An 18528-nucleotide genomic window follows, 5' to 3' on the forward strand; every position below is an offset into this window, starting at 1 on the left:
ACATGGATATGATTTTTGGTAAATTAGGGTGGGATTCTATCCCGACTGAACCCCTTGTACTTGTCACCATGGTCTTTATGGCACTTGGTGCAATTGCTGTTTTAGGCGGTATCACCTATTTCAAGAAATGGGGATATTTGTGGAATGAGTGGTTTATCACTGTAGACCATAAAAAGATTGGTATCATGTATATCATCGTATCTGTAGTCATGCTATTGCGTGGTTTCGCCGATGCGATCATGATGCGTCTGCAGCTTTTCCTCGCGAAAGGCGGCGGCGAAGGTTACTTACATCCTGACCACTACGACCAGATCTTCACCGCACACGGTGTAATCATGATCTTCTTCGTCGCAATGGGTCTTGTTGTGGGTATGATGAACATCTCTGTACCTTTACAGATTGGTGCTCGTGACGTTGCTTTCCCATTATTAAACTCTTTGAGCTTCTGGTTATTCGCAGGCGCTGCTGGTTTGATGATGCTTTCACTTGTATTGGGTGAATTTGCTGCGACTGGTTGGATGGCTTACCCTCCTCTGTCTGGCATTCAATATTCTCCTGGTGTGGGTGTTGACTACTATATCTGGGCACTTCAGGTTTCTGGTCTAGGTACGCTTTTATCTGGTGTTAACTTCTTTGTTACCATCATCAAAATGCGTGCACCTGGCATGAAATTGATGGATATGCCGATTTTCACGTGGACTTCACTTTGTACGGCTGTACTCATCATTGCATCATTCCCTGTATTAACAGGTACGCTTGCAATGCTGACACTTGACCGTTACTTCGGCTTCCATTTCTTCACCAATGAGCTTGGCGGTAGCCCTATGCTTTACGTGAACTTGATCTGGACATGGGGTCACCCTGAAGTATATATCTTGGTATTGCCAGCATTTGGTCTATACTCAGAAATCGTTGCAACCTTCTCTCGTAAAGCGTTGTTCGGTTATAAGTCTATGGTGTATGCGACGATTGCAATTACTGTACTTGCGTTCGTTGTATGGCTTCACCACTTCTTCACCATGGGTGCTGGTGCGAACGTTAACGCGTTCTTCGGTATCATGACCATGGTTATTGCGATTCCTACAGGTGTGAAAATCTTCTCTTGGTTATTCACGATGTATAAAGGTCGCATCACCTATACAACACCTATGTTATGGACGCTTGGCTTCCTTGTAACATTCGGTATCGGTGGTTTAACTGGTGTACTTATGGCTGTTCCACCTGCGGACTTCCTTGTACACAACTCATTATTCTTGATCGCTCACTTCCATAACGTAATTATCGGTGGTGTGGTGTTTGGTATGTTTGCCGGCATCATCTTCTACTGGCCAAAAATGTTTGGTTGGAAGCTCAACGAAGCATGGGGTAAAGCTGCGTTCTGGTTCTGGTTCATCGGTTTCTATTTTGCATTCATGCCACTTTATATCCTTGGTTTCATGGGTATGACGCGTCGTTTGAATACTTATGACAACCCTGAGTGGGATCCGTACTTGGCGATTGCATTGTTTGGTGCTGTTCTTATCGCAATCGGTATTGCATGTTTCTTAATGCAAATCATCGTTGGTTTCTTACAACGTAAGGACAACATGGACCATACAGGCGATCCATGGGATAGCCGTACCCTTGAATGGGCGACGTCATCTCCTGCTCCATTCTATAACTTTGCGCATGAACCAGATGCTAGCGGCGTTGACCGTTTCTGGACTGACAAAGAAAATGGTGTAGCATACGCACGTAACACTAAATATGAAGACATCCACATGCCGACTGATCGTGCTGCTGGTTTTGTCATTGCAATGTTCATTACATTACTTGGCTTTGCACTTATCTGGCATATTTGGTGGCTCGCTGTCGTTTCATTCGTTTCAGCTATTGTTAGTTTGATCGTAAGCTCATTCACCAAGAATGTTGACTACTACGTTCCTGCTGCTGAAGTTGAGCGTATCGAAAACGAACGCTATGCTTTACTTGAAAAACACTTGAAGAAGGACTAAGGAAATGGCTGAAGTACTTCATCACGACAACCACGGCCACGATGGTCATCATGAACATGATGATACAGACTTAACGGTCTTTGGTTTCTGGACATACTTGATGAGTGACTTGATTCTTTTCGGATCACTCTTCATTGCGTTCGCTGTATTAAGCAGTCATATTCCACCAGGAACTCCAAGTGCATATGACCTGTTCCATGATTCATTAGGCTTCGTGTTAACTGAAACATTTGCCTTATTGATCTCATCGGTAACTTTTGGTTTTGCTGTACTTGCATCTTATAAAAAGAATGTAAATCAAGTCATCACTTGGTTATTCGTTACATTCCTTTTCGGTGCATCGTTCATTGGTATGGAAATCTATGAGTTCCGTCACCTTGTACATGAAGGTCACGGCCCGACTCACAGTGCATTCTTATCATCGTTCTTTACTTTGGTTGGTACACACGGTATCCACGTAACTTCTGGTTTAGTGTGGATGTTGGTATTGATGTATCAAATCAAAAAGAATGGTTTGACCTTACCGAATACACGTCGTCTTGCTTGCTTAAGCTTGTTCTGGCACTTCCTAGACATCGTTTGGATCTGTGTATTCAGCGTCGTTTACTTACTGGGAGTTCTCTAATGAGTAGTCATGACCATAATGCTGCAGGTGCGTCACACGGTAACTTCAAACAATACACTGTTGGATTTATCCTTTCTGTTATCCTCACTATCATCCCGTTCGGGATGGTGATGGCTGGCGGTTTCAGTCGTGGCGTTTTAGTTACAGTAATTGCAATTACTGCGGTTGCTCAGGTACTTGTACAACTTGTGTACTTCTTGCACATGAATACATCCTCTGAACAACGCTGGAACCTTATTGCATTTATCTACACAATCTTATGTATCGCTGTACTTCTAGTCGGCTCTGTGTGGATTATGAATTACCTACACTACAACATGATGATCTAAACTGATTGTCATGTGGAAAAAGTACTTATTCCTGACTAAACCAGGAATTCTCTTCGGTAATTTTATTACCACCTTGGGCGGCTTCTTCTTAGCCGCCCAAGGCTCTATAGACTACCTCTTATTATTGCTTACCCTGCTCGGAACAACTTTTGTGGTTGCTTCTGGTTGTGTGGTCAATAACGTTATTGATCAAGATATCGATCAAAAAATGCAGCGCACCATGAATCGCGCGCTTGTGACAAAAACCATTTCCCCGACTGTTGCCCTGTGCTATGCACTGGTTCTAGGTGTAATTGGCTTTAGCATGCTCTGGTTCTATGTCAATGCTTATGCATTTTTATTCGCTGTCATTGGTTTTGTAGTCTATGTCGGTTTTTATAGTTTGTGGACGAAACGTACCACCATTCATCAAACCGTTATTGGTAGTATTTCCGGAGCGAGTCCCCCTGTTATTGGTTATACGGCTGTAAGTCATCAATTCGACATGGCGGCGCTACTGATCTTTGTTGCATATGCTTTATGGCAAATGCCACATTCTTGGGCGATCGCAATTTATCGTTTTGATGATTACAAAAACGCAGGAGTTCCGATTTTACCTGTAGCCCGTTCAATTCTACGTACGAAAATCGAATCGCTGATTTATGTGGTTCTATTTACCGTTGCGATGAATGCACTATATGTTTATGGATATACCAACACAATTTTCTTGGTGATCTGTAATGCGTTGTGTATTTACTGGTTCTACATTGGTATTTTAGGATTCAAGGCTGAAAATGATCAGCTTTGGGCAAAACGCTTTTTTCTTTTTTCAGTAATTTTAATTACTGTCATCAGTTTAAGCTTTAGCTTTACTTTTAAAAGCCCTGCACCACTCTTCCCTATTTTTTAAAAAGATAGAGAATGCTCTATCTTTTTATTCTCCCTTCGTTGTGATCATTTCGTGCAATAAAAACATTTGCTTCTTATTGCCTAAATGAAAACTAAGCATTATTTAAACTCCACCCCATTTTTACAATCGTAAAAAATCACTCTGTTACATTATTCTAGCCAAAGAACACACTCTCTGGCTCAAATCGTCTAAAAAATTGATCGATCTGATGTGAATATTTTTGATCTAATTTTTGCCATAAAACTTTTGGTAATGGGATGAATTCCAAGGTATCGGAGCCATCGGAGGGCTCACAAAAGCGGATTTCATAATCTGGTTGTAAAATTTGATTAAGTGCTTTTAAGGTGGTATCTCGATCAGCGCCCTCGCCTTGATGAGGAATGATCAATGCTTGGTCTTTATAATGAAGCCGAATGATAAAACCTTGAGCATTGTCAGCACTTTCTGTCTCTACGCTTAACTCCCCTGTTTGCAAGATTTTTTCGCAATATTCGACAATTGCTTCATCTTCTTCTCGCCAATCAACAATCATTAAAATTTGATAAATATCTCCCTCGTATTGCTCAAACACTTCGAAGTATGCCTCCTCAGTACCTGACTGTAAAATTGCCTCGATCAACTCAACTGTCTTTAAAAAGTGCTGCTCCATGCTTATTGCCTATTTTAATTAAAAAATATCGTGCAAAGACTATGGCAAATTTGCTTTATAGCGTCAATTTGAATATAATCCCCGCTTCGCAATTTGCGACATAACTTCCAAAGTTATGACTCCTTGCTTCTAATTTTTAATATTATTAGGGGCTGCTTAAACCGTAAGGAGCTGACAATGCGTCACTACGAAATCGTACTATTGGTACATCCAGACCAAAGCGATCAAGTTGTAGGTATGGTTGAACGCTATATCTCTCAGATCAAAGAAGCTGAAGGTCAAATTCACCGTTTAGAAGATTGGGGCCGCCGCCAATTGGCTTACCCGATTAACAAAATTCACAAAGCACACTACATTCTTATGAATGTTGAATGTGGTCAAACGACTCTTGATGAATTAGAAGAATTATTCCGTTATAACGACGCAATCATTCGTAACATCATCATCCGTCGTGAACACGCAATTACTGAAGAATCTTTACTTGCTAAGAGTGCTGAAGAAAAACGTGCGCGTAAAGCTCAACGTGAAGAAGCACAACAAGCAATTCAAGAAGCTGAATAAGGAGAACCTCAATGGCACGTTTTTACCGTCGTCGCAAGTTCTGCCGCTTTACAGCTGAGAATGTTGCGTACATCGACTACAAAGATATCGACACTTTAAAACAGTACATCACTGAAAACGGCAAGATTGTTCCTAGCCGTATTACAGGTACTAAAGCTCGTTATCAACGTCAATTAGCGTTAGCTATTAAACAAGCTCGCTATTTGTCTTTGATTCCGTACACTGACAACCATAAGTAAGTGAGGTGAGCTGTGGACGTTATCTTATTACAACGCATTAAGAACCTTGGTAAATTAGGCGACAAAGTATCAGTTAAAGCTGGTTACGGTCGTAACTTCTTGATCCCTCAAGGTAAAGCTGTAGCTGCAACAGAAGCAAACACTGCTGCTTTTGAAGCTCGTCGTGCTGAACTTGAGAAACAAGAAGCTGAAGTATTAGCTGCTGCGAATGCACGTGCTGAACAATTGAACGAAGTTAACATCGTGATCACTGCGAAAGCTGGTGACGAAGGTAAACTCTTCGGTTCTATCGGTACTCGTGACATCGCTGATGCTCTAACGAATGCTGGTCTCGTTGTAGACCGTGCAGAAGTTCGTTTACCAAACGGTGCGCTTCGTCACACTGGTGAATTCAACATCGCAATCCAATTGCATCATGATGTTGTTGCTGAAGTTCTCGTTACTATCGTATCTGAGTAATTTCTGCAAAAAAAAGAGCATGTTTTACATGCTCTTTTTTTATGTCTATTGTTTTTGTTTTCTTAAATACTCCTATTCATTGAAAATGCAGTTAGCGCATCTCTAATAAATATTTCACATAATTCACTGCACTCTGATTGATTTCATTCCCCGTAGGTTGAGCCTGTCCTTGTTCTGGATTGGTATCCATTCCATAAAAAGCAAACATCGGCTGATAATCGGCCTTCACATACCGTGCAGTTAATTCAAATGGTAGACACAACTGTTGTAGTGAAAATTGATAACGACCATCTGCGGCATAGTCTTTTTCTTTTATACCTGCAGAAACTGCAAGGGTTATTTTCTTGTCTTTTAGCTGATTTCCTGCTGAACCATAGGCCCAACCATAAGTCAGCACATCATCTAACCATTGCTTTAATAACGGTGGGCAGTTAAACCAATAGATCGGGAATTGAAAGACCAGATTTTGATGTGCTTCCACCAAAGCTTGTTCTGTTGTGACATCAATAATACCATCTGGGTAGTGCTGATAAAGTTGATGGATCGTGAATTCATCTGGATATTGACTCAATTCCTCAATCCAACGTTTATTAATAACAGCGTTATCAATATCTGGGTGAGCAACAATCACGAGTGTTTTCTTCATTTCAAAGCATCCCATCGGACATCCGAGTCTTTCTGCAATCAATATGAAATAGATTATAGAAGTATGCTAGAAATAATATAAGTACGGTCATTATAGTTATATACTAGACTAAAAGTTAGTGTCGGAAAAAATTATGGAAACTTGTGCCCCACCCCAGATTGACTTAGAGCAAACAGATTTTGGATATACGCTTTCCCTAATCAATGGCAAATATAAAATGATTATCATGTATTGGCTTTATCAGCATAAATCCATCATGCGATTCAATGAATTAAAACGCTCCATCGGTAATATTTCTTTTAAAACCTTAAGTCTGACTTTAAAAGAAATGGAACGTGACCAATTAATTATTCGTAAGGAGTATCCACAAATTCCACCCAAAGTCGAATACAGCTTATCTGAACGCGGACTCTCCTTAATTCCATTATTAGACATGATGTGCCAATGGGGTGCATCCAATCGGCTCTAACTGCTAAACCACACTTTTTCACCACTTACACAATTTTCACTGAATTAAATTGTGCCGATGCGCTCCATTTGGATTAAGATAGTCACTCGGTATCGTTTCATCTTTTTATTAGGTCTTGTTATGTCACAGGCGAATGCCAATTTTACAAAAAATTCTCCAAACACAGAGAGTAAAGTGAGTGACTCAGGTCAGCTAAAAGAATTCCGTACCCCGCCACATAACCTTGCCATCGAGCAAGCGGTTTTGGCAGCATTAATGACGGTTGCAGAATCTTTTGAGCAAGTCAGTGACTTACTCAAAGAAAATGATTTTTATGCAACACGTCACAAATATATTTATCGTGCCATTGAGAAACTGGCACAAGAAAACTCACCTTATGATGCCGTTTTGGTCAATGATTGGTTGCTTAAACAAAACTTGTTAGATGCCATTGGTGGTGAAGAATATTTAATGCAATTGATGGCAGATTCACCATCAAGTTTCTATAACCTTGAAATTTATGCAAATAAAATCAAGGAATTTTCAACTCTGCGTAACATGATCAAGATCAGCAGTGATATTTTACAAAATGCTTATGACACCAAAGGTCGTCCAGTTAGCGAAATTCTTGATTTAGCAGAAACCAGTATCTTCTCTTTGGCCGAACAGCACAATAACAACAAAAAAGATTCTGGACCAAAATCCATCAGCTCTGTAACTGCGGATGTCATTACCAAATTAGATGAATTATCTAAACTTGATGGCAACATTACGGGTTTAACCACAGGCTTCTTGGAACTGGATAATAAAACCTCAGGCATGCAGCCTGGTGATTTAATTATTGTTGCAGCACGTCCATCGATGGGTAAAACCACGTTCGCCATGAACTTGGTTGAAAGTGTATTGCAATACAACCGTCTGCCTGCACTCGTATTCTCGATGGAGATGCCAGCAGACTCGATTGCCATGCGTTTGATCTCAGCAATGGGTAAAGTCCATCAAGGACATTTGCGTTCAGGTAATCTAGATGCAGACGAATGGACCAAAGTTACAGGGACGATTCTGCAGTTACAAGAAATGCATCTCTATATCGATGACTCGTCTGCCCTGCCACCCACTGAACTTCGTGCACGTGCACGTCGCGTTGCTAAAATGCATGATGGCAAAATCGGCTGTATCATGGTCGACTACTTACAGCTGATGAAAGTCCCAGGTATGGGCGATAACCGTGTTGGTGAGATCTCGGAAATTTCACGAAGCTTAAAAGCCTTAGCCAAAGAAATGCAATGTCCTGTGATTGCTCTATCGCAGTTGAACCGTAGTTTGGAGAACCGACCAAACAAACGCCCAGTTATGTCAGACTTACGTGAATCGGGTGCGATCGAGCAGGATGCCGACTTAATCATGTTTATTTATCGTGATGAAGTCTATAACAAAGAATCCAAAGAGGCTGGTACTGCCGAGATTATCATTGGTAAACAGCGTAACGGTCCAATTGGTAGCGTTCGCCTTGCCTTCGAAGGCCAATATACCCGTTTTAGTAACCTCTCGCCTGAGTTCTATGCTCAGTATGAAGATGACGAATAATATCTAAACCATATCCTATTTTATATACAATCCAAGTCGACCCAAAGGAGAACTCAGGGTGCGCCAAGCAACAGTTTATATTGACAGTGCAGCACTGCAATATAATTTAAACCGTGTTAAACAACTTGCTCCACATTCAAAAATCGTCAGTATGGTCAAAGCTAATGCCTATGGACACGGAGTTAAAAACTGTTTAGCCGCCTTAGAGGCCACGGACGCTTTTGGTGTCGCCTGTTTAGAAGAAGCTTTGGAGATCAGGCAACTGGGATATACTCAACCCATTACGCTGATTGAAGGTTTATTTGCTGAAGATGAAATGACACAAGTCATTGAGCATAAGCTTGAATGTATTGTTCATCACGCACAGCAAGTTGAATGGTTGATTCAACATAAAACTGCTTATAACGCATTAGGTTTAAAGGTTTGGGTAAAACTGAATAGCGGAATGAATCGTCTCGGTTTCAAAGTCGATGAAATCATTGACGTGATTCAACGCTTAAAAATTGAAGGTTTTACCTGTGTACTTGCCATGCATTTTGCCAATGCTGATGTAGAGCATCCTTTAAATGAACAGCAGAAACAACAGTTCTTACAGGTCAAACAAGCCTGTGCACCAATATTGGCGTCTTGCTGTAATTCGGCTGCAATTTATAAATATCCTGAACTGCATTTTGATTTTGTTCGTCCCGGGATCATGCTTTATGGCGCATCACCTTTTGCCGATAAAAACGTACATGAACTGAACCTAAAGCCAGTCATGACCTTTAGCGCCGAAATCATTGCACTGAATCAGGTTCAACAAGGTGAATTTGTCGGTTATGGTTCGACCTACTCAGCGTCGTGTACATCACAAATTGCCATTGTTTCAATTGGTTATGGCGATGGCTATCCACGTGCTTATATCAAGCAAAACTTTGTTGCCATCAATCAGCAACTTGTTCCTGTAGTCGGCCGTGTCAGCATGGACATGATTGCCATTGATATCAGTCATGTTAAAGCAGAGATTGGCACTAAAGTTGAGCTTTGGGGCCAATCTCGCTTGGTTGATGATGTTGCAGCAGCCAACGGAACCATCGGCTACGAGCTACTTTGCCGCCTCACCCAACGCCCAGTACGTCAATTAGATAACTAAACATAACTTGATCAATTTTTGGGTTTTACCTCTAATAAGGGTTTTACCAATCAGATCCAGCATGCTCAAACTGATTTACGATAATCCGCTTTATAAAATGTCGATCCAGCAATTGGTTCTGTTTCTGATCCGAATTTCGATCGGCATTTTTTTCTTTACTACAGGTTTCAACAAGCTTTTCGTTGAAAAAAACAAACTGATTATGCTGGAAACGATGACCGAAGCAGGCATTCCATTTCCAGAAATTATGAGCAGCTTTGTGTCAGCCACTGAGATGCTCGCAGGTTTATTTTTGATTATCGGTTTATTGACGCAAATCAGTAGTATTTTATTGTTTATAATCTGTCTAACCGCTTTATACACGGTCGGAATACATACCCTACCCAATGGACTAGACACGATCACTTGGCTCAGTTGGTTCTTCTACCTACATGACTTATTGTATATGTTTATTCTGGCGATCCTGATTACATCTCGACCAAGCATATTGTCGCTGGATCGAGTGCTCAGCAAAAAAATAAATAAAACCTAGATATCTCCCCCAACACTGTTCATAGATGAGCTTGCTGGGATTTATTATTTACAAACCATAGTCCGCAGTTGGCTTTGGCAACTCTTGCAAACCACGGCGTAAAGTCTCTGACCACTGCCGACTGATCTGGGTGAAGTAAGGATCATCTTCACCTATGCGCTTACCTTCTGGAATTTTAAAGCTGTCTTTATGATAAACCAATGCATCTAGAGGCAGTCCCACTGAAACATTCGAGCGCAAAGTCGAATCAAAAGAAATGAGTGAACAGCGCAGTGCATCATCCAAAGGCATATCGTAGTGTAAAGCACGATCTAAAATTGGTTTGCCATATTTGCTTTCACCAATCTGGAAATAAGGTGTATCTGTCGTTGCACAAATGAAATTTCCTTGAGGATATACATTATATAGTTGTATTTCTTCGCCTTGGATCTGCCCACCCACTAAGATACTGCATGAGTAATTCATTTGTTCTTGTGTATCTGTCGTGATATCTTCCAAAACTTTACGTAGCGTTTTCCCAACCAGCTCAGCCACTTCAAACATGGTATTGGCACTATATAAATTTGGTTCTTGCTGCAAAGCTAAAGCATTTTGCAAATGGCCAATCACGGCCTGAGTCGTTGCTAAATTGCCTGATGTTTGTAGCGCGATAAAACGCTCACCTTCCACCCCAAAAGTGTGCAACTTACGAAATACAGAAATATGATCGACCCCGGCATTGGTTCGAGTATCACTAATCAATACCAAACCCTGCTCTAATCTTAATGCGCAACAATAGGTCATCTTTCTCTCTTTATACTTAACATGCCAAAACCTGTACCACAGACATCATGTTTTCCACCCCACCTTGCTCGCGAATGCCTCGCACTGGTGCAACATCTAAATAATCGCGCCCGACCGCAACATAAATATGATTTTGGGGTGTAAATATCTGGTTACTTACATCGAAACAATACCACTCATTATCCACAAAAACCTCAGCCCATGCATGACTGGCAAGGTGCGGTTGATTTTCATCGTAGATATAGCCTGATACATAACGTGCTGGTAATTGTAGCGCACGACACATGGCAATTAATATATGTGCATGGTCTTGGCAAACACCTTGACCTGAATAAAATGCATCAATTGCAGAGGTCGTGACTGAAGTACTTTCTGGCTGATAAGGCACTTGTTCTAGAATTTTTTCTGATAAAACAATCAAATGCTGTCTATCTTTTATAGTCACAATCGAATGGGCGAAGTCTGACATGGTCAGGTCACAACAGGTCATCGGTGTACGCTGTAAAAATAACATCGGTGAAATATCTGTTTCGACATGACCCAACTCAGTCGCATGCAGATCAACCACTCCTTGCGCCATAATCGTCAAGTAAAGATAGTCATGACGTTGCGTTGCAGTAATCCACAAATTATTAAACGCATCACGCTGACACGAATATTGCCCTGGAACACTGACATGCCAATTTTCAATACTTTGATGCCGAGAGCTCTGCGGCATCATCTTGATAGACTGGACACTATTCCGTGCAACTTCACTATAGCGATAATGCGTCTGGTGATTCACCATAAGTTTCATGAGGATGCCTCAAATTGATTTTCCAATTTATAGGTAAATGCATAAAACTGATCCAAGTGTGGCTGATCCTTTAAACCCTCCCAACACGGTTGTAAATCATGCCAACCCAATCGAAATAGCTGCTCAATGGTTGGATCTATGGCATCAAACACAGTATGAAGATTGTGTTGGAATCTAAAATAAGTATCGATTTGCTCAATGCATTGCCCAATATGAAAGAACAGGAAAATATCTTCTTGCTCCGCTTTTAGAATATCACAACAACTTTGTACTGAACTTTGAATTGCCAATCCATCTGCATGCGTATTTTTAATCAGATAATTGAGTTCAGCATAGGCCTGTGCCGTCAACAAACCTCTTAACTCCTGAATATTATCACGTGCAATCTCAAACTGGCTCAACAAAGAGTAAGGTTGCTGTCGGTCTAACATGAATCGGTTCAAGTTCTCTGCATCTTCAATATACAAACAAAGCGCTTGTGCAAATTTTAAGGCCTGCTGATCATCTACAAAAGGCAGTTGTTCTGCCACATAGGCAATACGAAATAAATAACGTCCTAACCAGTAAATATGTTGAGCACTTGAACTAAGTAAAAGCATAAATTTCCTCCCTTTTCTTTATATCAATGCCACAGCTCAACTTGCATTTAAGCTGTGGAAATACCGCTTAGGAACGTAAGCTTTCAACCACCCAGGTATCTTTAATTCCACCACCCTGAGAAGAGTTCACCACCAAAGAACCCGCCTGCATAGCAACGCGGGTTAAACCGCCTGGTACAATTTCTGTTCGATAAGGAGAGCTAAGCACAAAAGGTCGTAGATCAATATGGCGTTCAGCAACGCCTTCTGTTGTCATTGTTGGAGCGACTGAAAGAGCCAAAGTTGGTTGGGCAATATATAAATGTGGTGTTTCAATCAGCTTTTGTCTAAAACAATCAATTTGTTGTTGATCTGCTTGCGGACCAATCAACATGCCGTAACCACCTGAACCTTGTGCTTCTTTAACCACTAGTTTTTCTAAATTAGTCAATACATAATCGAGTTGCTCAGCCTCTCGGCATTGATAGGTCGGCACATTATTTAAAATCGGGACTTCACTCAAATAAAATTGAATCATTTGATCAACATAAGGATAAATCGACTTGTCATCTGCAACTCCAGTTCCTGGCGCATTGGCAATCACCACATTATGTTGTAGATAGGCAGACATGAGTCCGGGTACACCCAAAGTACTGTCAGGTCTAAAGCTGAGCGGATCAAGAAATTCATCATCAACACGGCGATAAATCACATCCACTTGCTGACGGCCACGGATAGTTTTGACAAAGACTTTCTCGTCTTCAACAAATAAATCCCGACTGGTCACTAGCGGCACATCCATTTCACGTGCTAGAAATGAATGCTCATAATAGGCACTGTTAAAACGTCCAGGCGTGAGCACCACAATCAAAGGTCGATCAACATAGGCATTTTCTTCCAAAATTGCTCTTAACAGACTTGGATATTGCTCAATCCCTTGTAAATTATTGCTACTACATAAATCTGGCATCAGTTTCTGGCTGATTTTGCGACTTTCCAGCATATAAGATACGCCCGATGGGGTGCGCAAATTATCTTCCAGTACAAAAAAATCACCTTGACCATCACGAATGATATCAATCCCACTGATTTGCGAATAAACCTTGCCTTTAAGCTGATGTTTTAACATATGCGGCTGAAAAGCCTCATGGGCAATCACCTGTTCCGCGGGAATTAAACCTTCTTTTAAAATATGCTGACCATGATAGATATCATCTAAAAACAAGTTCAGGGCTTTTACTCGTTGTGCACAGCCTGTTGCGATTTTTTCCCATTGCTTCTTTTCAATCACACGTGGAATAAGGTCATACGGAATGGTTCGTTCTGCACCCTCCTGATCACCATAGACATTAAAGGTAATCCCTTGATAAAGAAAATGCTGTTTAGCTTGTGCTTCTAAAGTCTTTAAATCTTCAAGACTACGGATACTCAGCCATTGTTCAATTTTTTTCGATGCTTCACCGTTAAAACTTTTATCATCTAACATTTCATTAAAAAATTCTGATTTCAATTGCTCAAATAGATTTGTACTTACATTGAGCTGGGGAATAAATGTAGACGTATCAACGGGAACTGCTGGATTTGGCTCTGCTGCAAAATAATCTGTACTGATATGTAGGCTGTTCTCTTGTTCTGACATAGAAACCTCGTCTCATCATTTATTTATATTTAAACAAAGCAATTTCAATGCCACTTATACAAATGGTCAAATTTCAACCAGTTTTAGAATCTTTAAGCAAAAATGTCCTCATTTCAGTCGTAAATACGTAATCTGGATCAGAGGGACTTGATAATTAAGGATAGTTTTTTTATTGTGTCTGCTTTAGACCATTGAATTACGTATTACGCTTATGTCATCCGTACAAGAAAAAGAAACATCCAATAGCCTTTATCGCCAATGGCAAATTTTATCCCGCCTTTCAACTGGGAAATGGATGGGTACTCGTGAATTACAAGAAATATTAGAGCGGGAAGGTATTGATATCAGCTTGCGTACCATTCAGCGCGATTTAAACCAGATTGCCCAACGCTTCCCAATTGAAAGCAACAAAACCGTACCACAAGGCTGGCGTTGGCGCTCAGATGCACCGATTCAGAGCTTGCCACACATGACCAGTTCACAAGCCGTTACTTTTATGATGGTTGAAGAACATTTGCGTCATTTACTTCCACCGAGTTTATTAGAAGAAATGACCCCTTGGTTTGATCTGGCCAAACGTAGCTTATCGACACAGAACAATGTCAGACAATGGATTAATCGTGTTCGTATTGTACCCGCAACTCAACCACTGATTCCGCCAGTCGTTGATAAACACGCGCAACAGGCGATTTACGAAGGTTTATTACAAGACAAACAGATCGAATGTATTTATCGTGCCCGAACCCATCAAGGCGAAGACAAGAGCTATATTCTCAATCCATTAGCCTTGGTTCAAAAAGGTGCAGTGATTTATTTAATCTGTACCCGTAATGATAAAACTGAAGTACAAACTTTTGCATTGCACCGCTTTAAGGCAGCAACAGTATTGGAAAGCCGTGCCTTACACCCTGTCAACTTTGAAATTGATAATTATATTGAATCAGGTGCACTCGGATTCCGCGTGGACTATAACAAACCGACAGAGCAAATTCAGTTAAAACTGACCATGACAGAAAGTACAGCCAAAAGCTTCTACGAAAGCCAGCTCAGCAAAGATCAGATCATCCAACACTTGGAAGAGAATATTGTTGAGGTTTCTGCAACCGTTCCTTTTACCTCACAACTAGTGTGGTGGCTCAGAAGCTTTGGTAAAAAAATGCTGAATATTGAACCTGCTGCAGTCTACAATGCTGTCAAAGAGATTGACGAACAGTCCCAATAAAAAAGAGAACCTTTCGGTTCTCTTCGATTTTTATAAATTTTATTATCAAACACTCAGTATTATTTTTATTGTTTAAATGTTCAAACCAACCTCTCTCCCCGCCTTGATCAAAATTGGTTTGTACCTTTTTAAGCGCTTTGATTTAAATCAACATCGGCACGCTAATTCATAGCCATTGTAGCGGATTCTCTTTTTGGTCATAGTTAAAACCCTCTTTGTTTGAACGTAAGGCTAATATAACGAGGATTATTTGGGCTGTGAAATAACAAAGATTGGAATCAAAAGCTGTTTTTTTGCTATTGTTTATCTTGGAGTCAAGATCAGCTTAGTCTTTATCAGATAACAAAGCTTCAAAACGATACAAATGGGTAAAACGTCCCACCTGTATTTGATACTGATCAATCTGAGGCACCAAGCGTTGAAAATGTTCCGACTGGACATGCAAATCCAGTGCTTCACGATCAACCCATTCTTCAATGAAAACAAAATGCCCTTTATGTTTATGGTCATGATACAGATCATAGGCAATGCATCCTGTCTCGACTTTGGTTTTCTCAACAAGTTCTTGATAGAGCGGCAGTACCACATTGATATGTTCTGGTTGAATGAAATCTTCAGCAATCAGTTTTAACGTCATTTAACTCACTCTCCCTAAATATTTCCCATAAAAAAAGCTCTCAAATTCATGAGAGCTTTTTTATCATCTACTCAGCTTATGCTGAAAATGGATGACGCAATACGATTGTTTCTGCACGGTCAGGACCTGTAGAAACGATATCAATTGGGCAGCCAATTAGCGTTTCGATACGACGTACATAAGCCAATGCATTTGCAGGAAGTTGATCAATCTGAGTCAAACCGACAGTCGACTCACTCCAACCTGGCATGGTTTCATAGATTGGTTTCAAGCTTTCGAATGAAATCGCATCAGAAGAACCTGCACAGCCTGAATCTACATCTTCATAGCCCACACAGATTTTAACTTCTTCTAAACCATCTAATACATCAAGCTTCGTTAAGCAAATACCAGACAATGAGTTCACTTCAACTGAACGACGTAGAATTTCTGCATCGAACCACCCACAACGACGTTGACGGCCAGTAGACGCGCCAAACTCATGACCAACAGTACCTAAGTGACGACCAATCGCATCGCCCGTATCTGTCGCTGCATTGTAGTGCAACTCAGTTGGGAATGGACCAGCACCCACACGTGTGGTATAGGCTTTAGTGATACCCAACACATAGTCTAAATGTAATGGACCCATACCTGAACCAGAGCTCACACCACCCGCAGTCGTGTTTGAACTGGTCACAAATGGATACGTACCATGATCGATGTCAAGCAATGAACCTTGTGCACCTTCAAACATGATTGCCTTACCTTCTTTACGGTAATCATGTAATACTTTAGTCACGTCAATGACTAATGGTGCAAGCACTTCACGCCATTCGTTGCAAAGCGCAAGTACGTCTTCAAACTTCACTTCTTCAACACCATAGAATTGAGAAAGTTGGAAGTTATGCAGCTCAAGCATTTCCTGAAGTTTTTCTTCAAGTAACGCACCACCACGAATCAAATCTGCAACGCGTACAGCGCGACGTGCAACTTTATCTTCGTAAGCTGGGCCAATACCACGACCTGTCGTACCAATTTTTGCGTTACCACGTTTTTTCTCACGTGCTTGATCAAGCGCGATGTGGTTTGGCAAGATTAATGGACAGTTTGGAGAAATACGTAAACGTTCTTTAACAGGTACGCCTTCTTGTTCCAAAATCGCCATTTCTTTAATCAAAGCTTCAGGAGAAAGAACGACACCATTCCCGATTAAGCACAATACGTTTTCACGTAAAATACCTGATGGAATGAGGTGTAATACAGTCTTCTTACCACCTACGACAAGTGTATGACCTGCGTTGTGTCCGCCTTGATAGCGAACTACCGCAGCCGCTTGATCTGTGAGCAGGTCGACGATTTTACCTTTTCCTTCGTCGCCCCATTGGGTACCAAGTACCACAACATTTTTGCCCATAATAGCCTCATTACATCATGCTGTTAAAATTGGAAACCAAGTCTTAAATCACTTGGCAATTAAATTTTTTCAATTACCCATTGCCCATTTTGAGACACCAACTGATGGGTCGCATATGGTACTGAGCTTAAATCATCATTACCCAACAACTGCACCACACGTGAACCTTGGCCACGCGCCTCTGCAATTGCATTTAATAAATCTTGATCATTCCCTTTTGGAGCAACCACAGTTTCAATTTCAACAAACTGTGTCGCGCCTAAGGCATATAAATCACAACTAAATCCTGTTGCTGGACGTGCACGTCCAAAGTGTTCACCGATACCATCATAACGACCACCTTGAGCCAGTGGTGCTGCACGATTTGGTGCATAAATGGCATACATCAAACCTGTATGGTAGTGATAACTACGCAACTCCACTACATCGATGCCAACATTGAGGTCAGACCAACGCGATTGGATTTGTGCCAATGTCGATTTCAAGGCATCTAAAGCCGTTTTAAAGTCAACATCGTTTAAAATATCTTGGCTTAAATGTGCCTGTAATGCATCAAGATCACTTGCATAACGACCTAATGCATAAAAATCCGTACCCATTACTAAATTTTGGGTGAACGCTTCCAGCTCTGGCAATGCTTTACGCTGATATAAATCAGAAAGTTCACTTTCTGTATTTTTATTTAAGCCAGCATGCTTAACCAGACTACGGAATAAACCCACATGACCTAAGTCTAAGTGAGCCCCTTCTAAAGTATGGGTGTGCTCAATTAATGCGAGCATAACATTGATCATTTCAACATCGGCTTCGATGCTGTCATGACCATACAACTCTGCACCTAACTGTAATGGCGCACGTGTTGCATTAAAATTCTGTGGTTTGGTATGCAGTACTGAACCTGCATAGCAATATCGCGCCACACCTTCAATTGGTCGAACATGCGCATCAATACGTGCCACTTGCGGCGTCATATCCGCACGAACGCCGAGTAGACGACCTGAAAGCTGATCAATAACTTTGAAAGTGACTAAATCTAAATCTTGATTAGATTCTGAAAGTAGCGAGAGCGATTCGATGTATTCAATAAATGGCGTATACACCAATTGATAACCTCGAACTGCGAGGAAATCTAACGCTTCTCGACGCAAGGTTTCAACCACTTGCGCTTGTTCTGGCAATACATCTGCTACCCCGTCAGGGAGCAACCATGTCTCTGAAATGGCCATGTTCCAAACCTAAAATCTGTTCAATGTGGAAGCATCCACACAAAAAGCAACCACATAAAAAAATCGGGTGAATGCCCGATTCAGCGTAGTGTAGCACGAAGATTTCTGTGATGCACCTTCGAATTTGAATAAATATTTATAGTTTAATGCCTTATTCACTT

The 18528-nt window shown here is 41.0% G+C and carries 21 protein-coding genes; 12 read left to right on the forward strand and 9 right to left on the reverse strand.

Going from position 1 to position 18528, the window contains the following annotated elements; all coding sequences use genetic code 11:
* Positions 1-2 precede the first annotated feature (2 nt).
* The 4 genes from cyoB to cyoE are packed head-to-tail and all read left to right on the forward strand — an operon-like array spanning position 3 to position 3837.
* Positions 3-1994 carry a cytochrome o ubiquinol oxidase subunit I gene (cyoB, locus tag F993_RS09695; RefSeq protein WP_004654399.1) on the forward strand — a complete coding sequence of 664 codons (1992 nt, stop codon included), beginning with the start codon at positions 3-5 and terminating at the stop codon, positions 1992-1994.
* A 4-nt stretch (positions 1995-1998) separates the two neighbouring features.
* Positions 1999-2619, forward strand: coding sequence for a cytochrome o ubiquinol oxidase subunit III (gene cyoC / locus F993_RS09690; RefSeq protein ID WP_004654401.1), 621 nt, complete (start codon positions 1999-2001; stop codon positions 2617-2619).
* A complete protein-coding gene (locus tag F993_RS09685) occupies positions 2619-2948 on the forward strand; it encodes a cytochrome o ubiquinol oxidase subunit IV (RefSeq protein ID WP_004654404.1) in 330 nt (109 codons plus the stop codon). The genes cyoC and F993_RS09685 overlap by 1 nt, the downstream gene beginning before the upstream one ends.
* Positions 2949-2958: 10 nt before the next feature.
* On the forward strand, positions 2959-3837 hold the full coding sequence (cyoE, locus tag F993_RS09680) for a heme o synthase (RefSeq protein WP_004654405.1): 879 nt from the start codon (positions 2959-2961) through the stop codon (positions 3835-3837).
* A 154-nt stretch (positions 3838-3991) separates the two neighbouring features.
* On the opposite strand, the gene F993_RS09675 is transcribed toward cyoE, so the two are convergent.
* Positions 3992-4486, reverse strand: coding sequence for a hypothetical protein (locus tag F993_RS09675; protein WP_004654406.1), 495 nt, complete (start codon positions 4484-4486; stop codon positions 3992-3994).
* Between the two features lie 177 nt (positions 4487-4663).
* Between F993_RS09675 and rpsF the strand changes: the two genes are divergently transcribed.
* From rpsF to rplI, 3 genes are read left to right on the forward strand one after another with little or no spacing between them, the layout of a single operon-like run.
* A complete protein-coding gene (rpsF, locus tag F993_RS09670) occupies positions 4664-5047 on the forward strand; it encodes a 30S ribosomal protein S6 (protein ID WP_004654408.1) in 384 nt (127 codons plus the stop codon).
* Between the two features lie 11 nt (positions 5048-5058).
* On the forward strand, positions 5059-5286 hold the full coding sequence (rpsR, locus tag F993_RS09665; protein ID WP_000090661.1) for a 30S ribosomal protein S18: 228 nt from the start codon (positions 5059-5061) through the stop codon (positions 5284-5286).
* A 12-nt stretch (positions 5287-5298) separates the two neighbouring features.
* Positions 5299-5745 (forward strand): 50S ribosomal protein L9, encoded by a 447-nt coding sequence (gene rplI / locus F993_RS09660; protein ID WP_004654410.1) that lies wholly within the window; start codon positions 5299-5301, stop codon positions 5743-5745.
* 91 nt (positions 5746-5836) lie between these two features.
* Here rplI and F993_RS09655 read toward each other — a convergent pair whose 3' ends face one another.
* Positions 5837-6391 (reverse strand): NAD(P)H-dependent oxidoreductase, encoded by a 555-nt coding sequence (locus tag F993_RS09655; protein WP_032812481.1) that lies wholly within the window; start codon positions 6389-6391, stop codon positions 5837-5839.
* Positions 6392-6524: 133 nt separating this feature from the next.
* On the opposite strand from F993_RS09655, the gene F993_RS09650 reads away from it, so the two are divergent.
* From F993_RS09650 to F993_RS09635, 4 genes are all read left to right on the forward strand, one after another.
* On the forward strand, positions 6525-6860 hold the full coding sequence (locus tag F993_RS09650) for a winged helix-turn-helix transcriptional regulator (RefSeq protein WP_004654415.1): 336 nt from the start codon (positions 6525-6527) through the stop codon (positions 6858-6860).
* Positions 6861-6980: 120 nt separating this feature from the next.
* A complete protein-coding gene (gene dnaB, locus F993_RS09645) occupies positions 6981-8426 on the forward strand; it encodes a replicative DNA helicase (RefSeq protein WP_004654417.1) in 1446 nt (481 codons plus the stop codon).
* A gap of 58 nt (positions 8427-8484) precedes the next feature.
* Positions 8485-9558, forward strand: a complete 1074-nt coding sequence (alr, locus tag F993_RS09640; protein WP_004654419.1) for an alanine racemase — start codon at positions 8485-8487, stop codon at positions 9556-9558.
* Positions 9559-9619: 61 nt separating this feature from the next.
* Entirely contained in the window at positions 9620-10090 is a 471-nt protein-coding gene (locus F993_RS09635) for a DoxX family protein (protein ID WP_004654420.1), read from the forward strand.
* Positions 10091-10138: 48 nt separating this feature from the next.
* Here F993_RS09635 and F993_RS09630 read toward each other — a convergent pair whose 3' ends face one another.
* The 4 genes from F993_RS09630 to F993_RS09615 form a co-directional block, all read right to left on the reverse strand.
* Positions 10139-10873, reverse strand: coding sequence for a proteasome-type protease (locus F993_RS09630; protein ID WP_004654423.1), 735 nt, complete (start codon positions 10871-10873; stop codon positions 10139-10141).
* A 16-nt stretch (positions 10874-10889) separates the two neighbouring features.
* The gene (locus tag F993_RS09625; RefSeq protein WP_004654425.1) at positions 10890-11669 is read right to left on the reverse strand and encodes a transglutaminase family protein; all 780 of its coding nucleotides are present in this window, start codon (positions 11667-11669) and stop codon (positions 10890-10892) included.
* Positions 11666-12268, reverse strand: coding sequence for an alpha-E domain-containing protein (locus tag F993_RS09620; protein WP_004654426.1), 603 nt, complete (start codon positions 12266-12268; stop codon positions 11666-11668). The genes F993_RS09625 and F993_RS09620 overlap by 4 nt, the downstream gene beginning before the upstream one ends.
* Before the next feature lie 67 nt (positions 12269-12335).
* A complete protein-coding gene (locus F993_RS09615; RefSeq protein ID WP_004654428.1) occupies positions 12336-13886 on the reverse strand; it encodes a circularly permuted type 2 ATP-grasp protein in 1551 nt (516 codons plus the stop codon).
* 211 nt (positions 13887-14097) lie between these two features.
* Between F993_RS09615 and F993_RS20625 the strand changes: the two genes are divergently transcribed.
* The gene (locus F993_RS20625; RefSeq protein WP_032812482.1) at positions 14098-15108 is read left to right on the forward strand and encodes a helix-turn-helix transcriptional regulator; all 1011 of its coding nucleotides are present in this window, start codon (positions 14098-14100) and stop codon (positions 15106-15108) included.
* 325 nt (positions 15109-15433) lie between these two features.
* Here F993_RS20625 and F993_RS09605 read toward each other — a convergent pair whose 3' ends face one another.
* The 3 genes from F993_RS09605 to F993_RS09595 all read right to left on the reverse strand — a co-directional run bounded on the left by F993_RS09605 (position 15434) and on the right by F993_RS09595 (position 18367).
* Positions 15434-15745 (reverse strand): putative quinol monooxygenase, encoded by a 312-nt coding sequence (locus tag F993_RS09605; RefSeq protein ID WP_004654432.1) that lies wholly within the window; start codon positions 15743-15745, stop codon positions 15434-15436.
* Positions 15746-15821: 76 nt separating this feature from the next.
* Entirely contained in the window at positions 15822-17141 is a 1320-nt protein-coding gene (locus F993_RS09600; RefSeq protein ID WP_004654434.1) for an adenylosuccinate synthase, read from the reverse strand.
* A 59-nt stretch (positions 17142-17200) separates the two neighbouring features.
* Positions 17201-18367 (reverse strand): ATP phosphoribosyltransferase regulatory subunit, encoded by a 1167-nt coding sequence (locus F993_RS09595; RefSeq protein WP_004654435.1) that lies wholly within the window; start codon positions 18365-18367, stop codon positions 17201-17203.
* Positions 18368-18528 lie beyond the last annotated feature (161 nt).

The organism is Acinetobacter proteolyticus, from assembly GCF_000367945.1.
Classification (GTDB): domain Bacteria; phylum Pseudomonadota; class Gammaproteobacteria; order Pseudomonadales; family Moraxellaceae; genus Acinetobacter; species Acinetobacter proteolyticus.

Bases quoted from the DNA above. Each gene is read 5' to 3' on its own strand.
- F993_RS09655 (WP_032812481.1), bottom strand. From the start codon at position 6,391: ATGAAGAAAACACTCGTGATTGTTGCTCACCCAGATATTGATAACGCT.
- F993_RS09675 (WP_004654406.1), bottom strand. From the start codon at position 4,486: ATGGAGCAGCACTTTTTAAAGACAGTTGAGTTGATCGAGGCAATTTTA.
- rpsR (WP_000090661.1), top strand. From the start codon at position 5,059: ATGGCACGTTTTTACCGTCGTCGCAAGTTCTGCCGCTTTACAGCTGAG.
- F993_RS09615 (WP_004654428.1), bottom strand. From the start codon at position 13,886: ATGTCAGAACAAGAGAACAGCCTACATATCAGTACAGATTATTTTGCA.
- F993_RS09685 (WP_004654404.1), top strand. From the start codon at position 2,619: ATGAGTAGTCATGACCATAATGCTGCAGGTGCGTCACACGGTAACTTC.
- F993_RS09630 (WP_004654423.1), bottom strand. From the start codon at position 10,873: ATGACCTATTGTTGCGCATTAAGATTAGAGCAGGGTTTGGTATTGATT.
- F993_RS09625 (WP_004654425.1), bottom strand. From the start codon at position 11,669: ATGAAACTTATGGTGAATCACCAGACGCATTATCGCTATAGTGAAGTT.
- F993_RS20625 (WP_032812482.1), top strand. From the start codon at position 14,098: ATGTCATCCGTACAAGAAAAAGAAACATCCAATAGCCTTTATCGCCAA.
- cyoB (WP_004654399.1), top strand. From the start codon at position 3: ATGGATATGATTTTTGGTAAATTAGGGTGGGATTCTATCCCGACTGAA.
- cyoE (WP_004654405.1), top strand. From the start codon at position 2,959: ATGTGGAAAAAGTACTTATTCCTGACTAAACCAGGAATTCTCTTCGGT.
- rpsF (WP_004654408.1), top strand. From the start codon at position 4,664: ATGCGTCACTACGAAATCGTACTATTGGTACATCCAGACCAAAGCGAT.
- F993_RS09600 (WP_004654434.1), bottom strand. From the start codon at position 17,141: ATGGGCAAAAATGTTGTGGTACTTGGTACCCAATGGGGCGACGAAGGA.
- dnaB (WP_004654417.1), top strand. From the start codon at position 6,981: ATGTCACAGGCGAATGCCAATTTTACAAAAAATTCTCCAAACACAGAG.
- F993_RS09635 (WP_004654420.1), top strand. From the start codon at position 9,620: ATGCTCAAACTGATTTACGATAATCCGCTTTATAAAATGTCGATCCAG.
- cyoC (WP_004654401.1), top strand. From the start codon at position 1,999: ATGGCTGAAGTACTTCATCACGACAACCACGGCCACGATGGTCATCAT.
- F993_RS09595 (WP_004654435.1), bottom strand. From the start codon at position 18,367: ATGGCCATTTCAGAGACATGGTTGCTCCCTGACGGGGTAGCAGATGTA.
- F993_RS09620 (WP_004654426.1), bottom strand. From the start codon at position 12,268: ATGCTTTTACTTAGTTCAAGTGCTCAACATATTTACTGGTTAGGACGT.
- F993_RS09650 (WP_004654415.1), top strand. From the start codon at position 6,525: ATGGAAACTTGTGCCCCACCCCAGATTGACTTAGAGCAAACAGATTTT.
- F993_RS09605 (WP_004654432.1), bottom strand. From the start codon at position 15,745: ATGACGTTAAAACTGATTGCTGAAGATTTCATTCAACCAGAACATATC.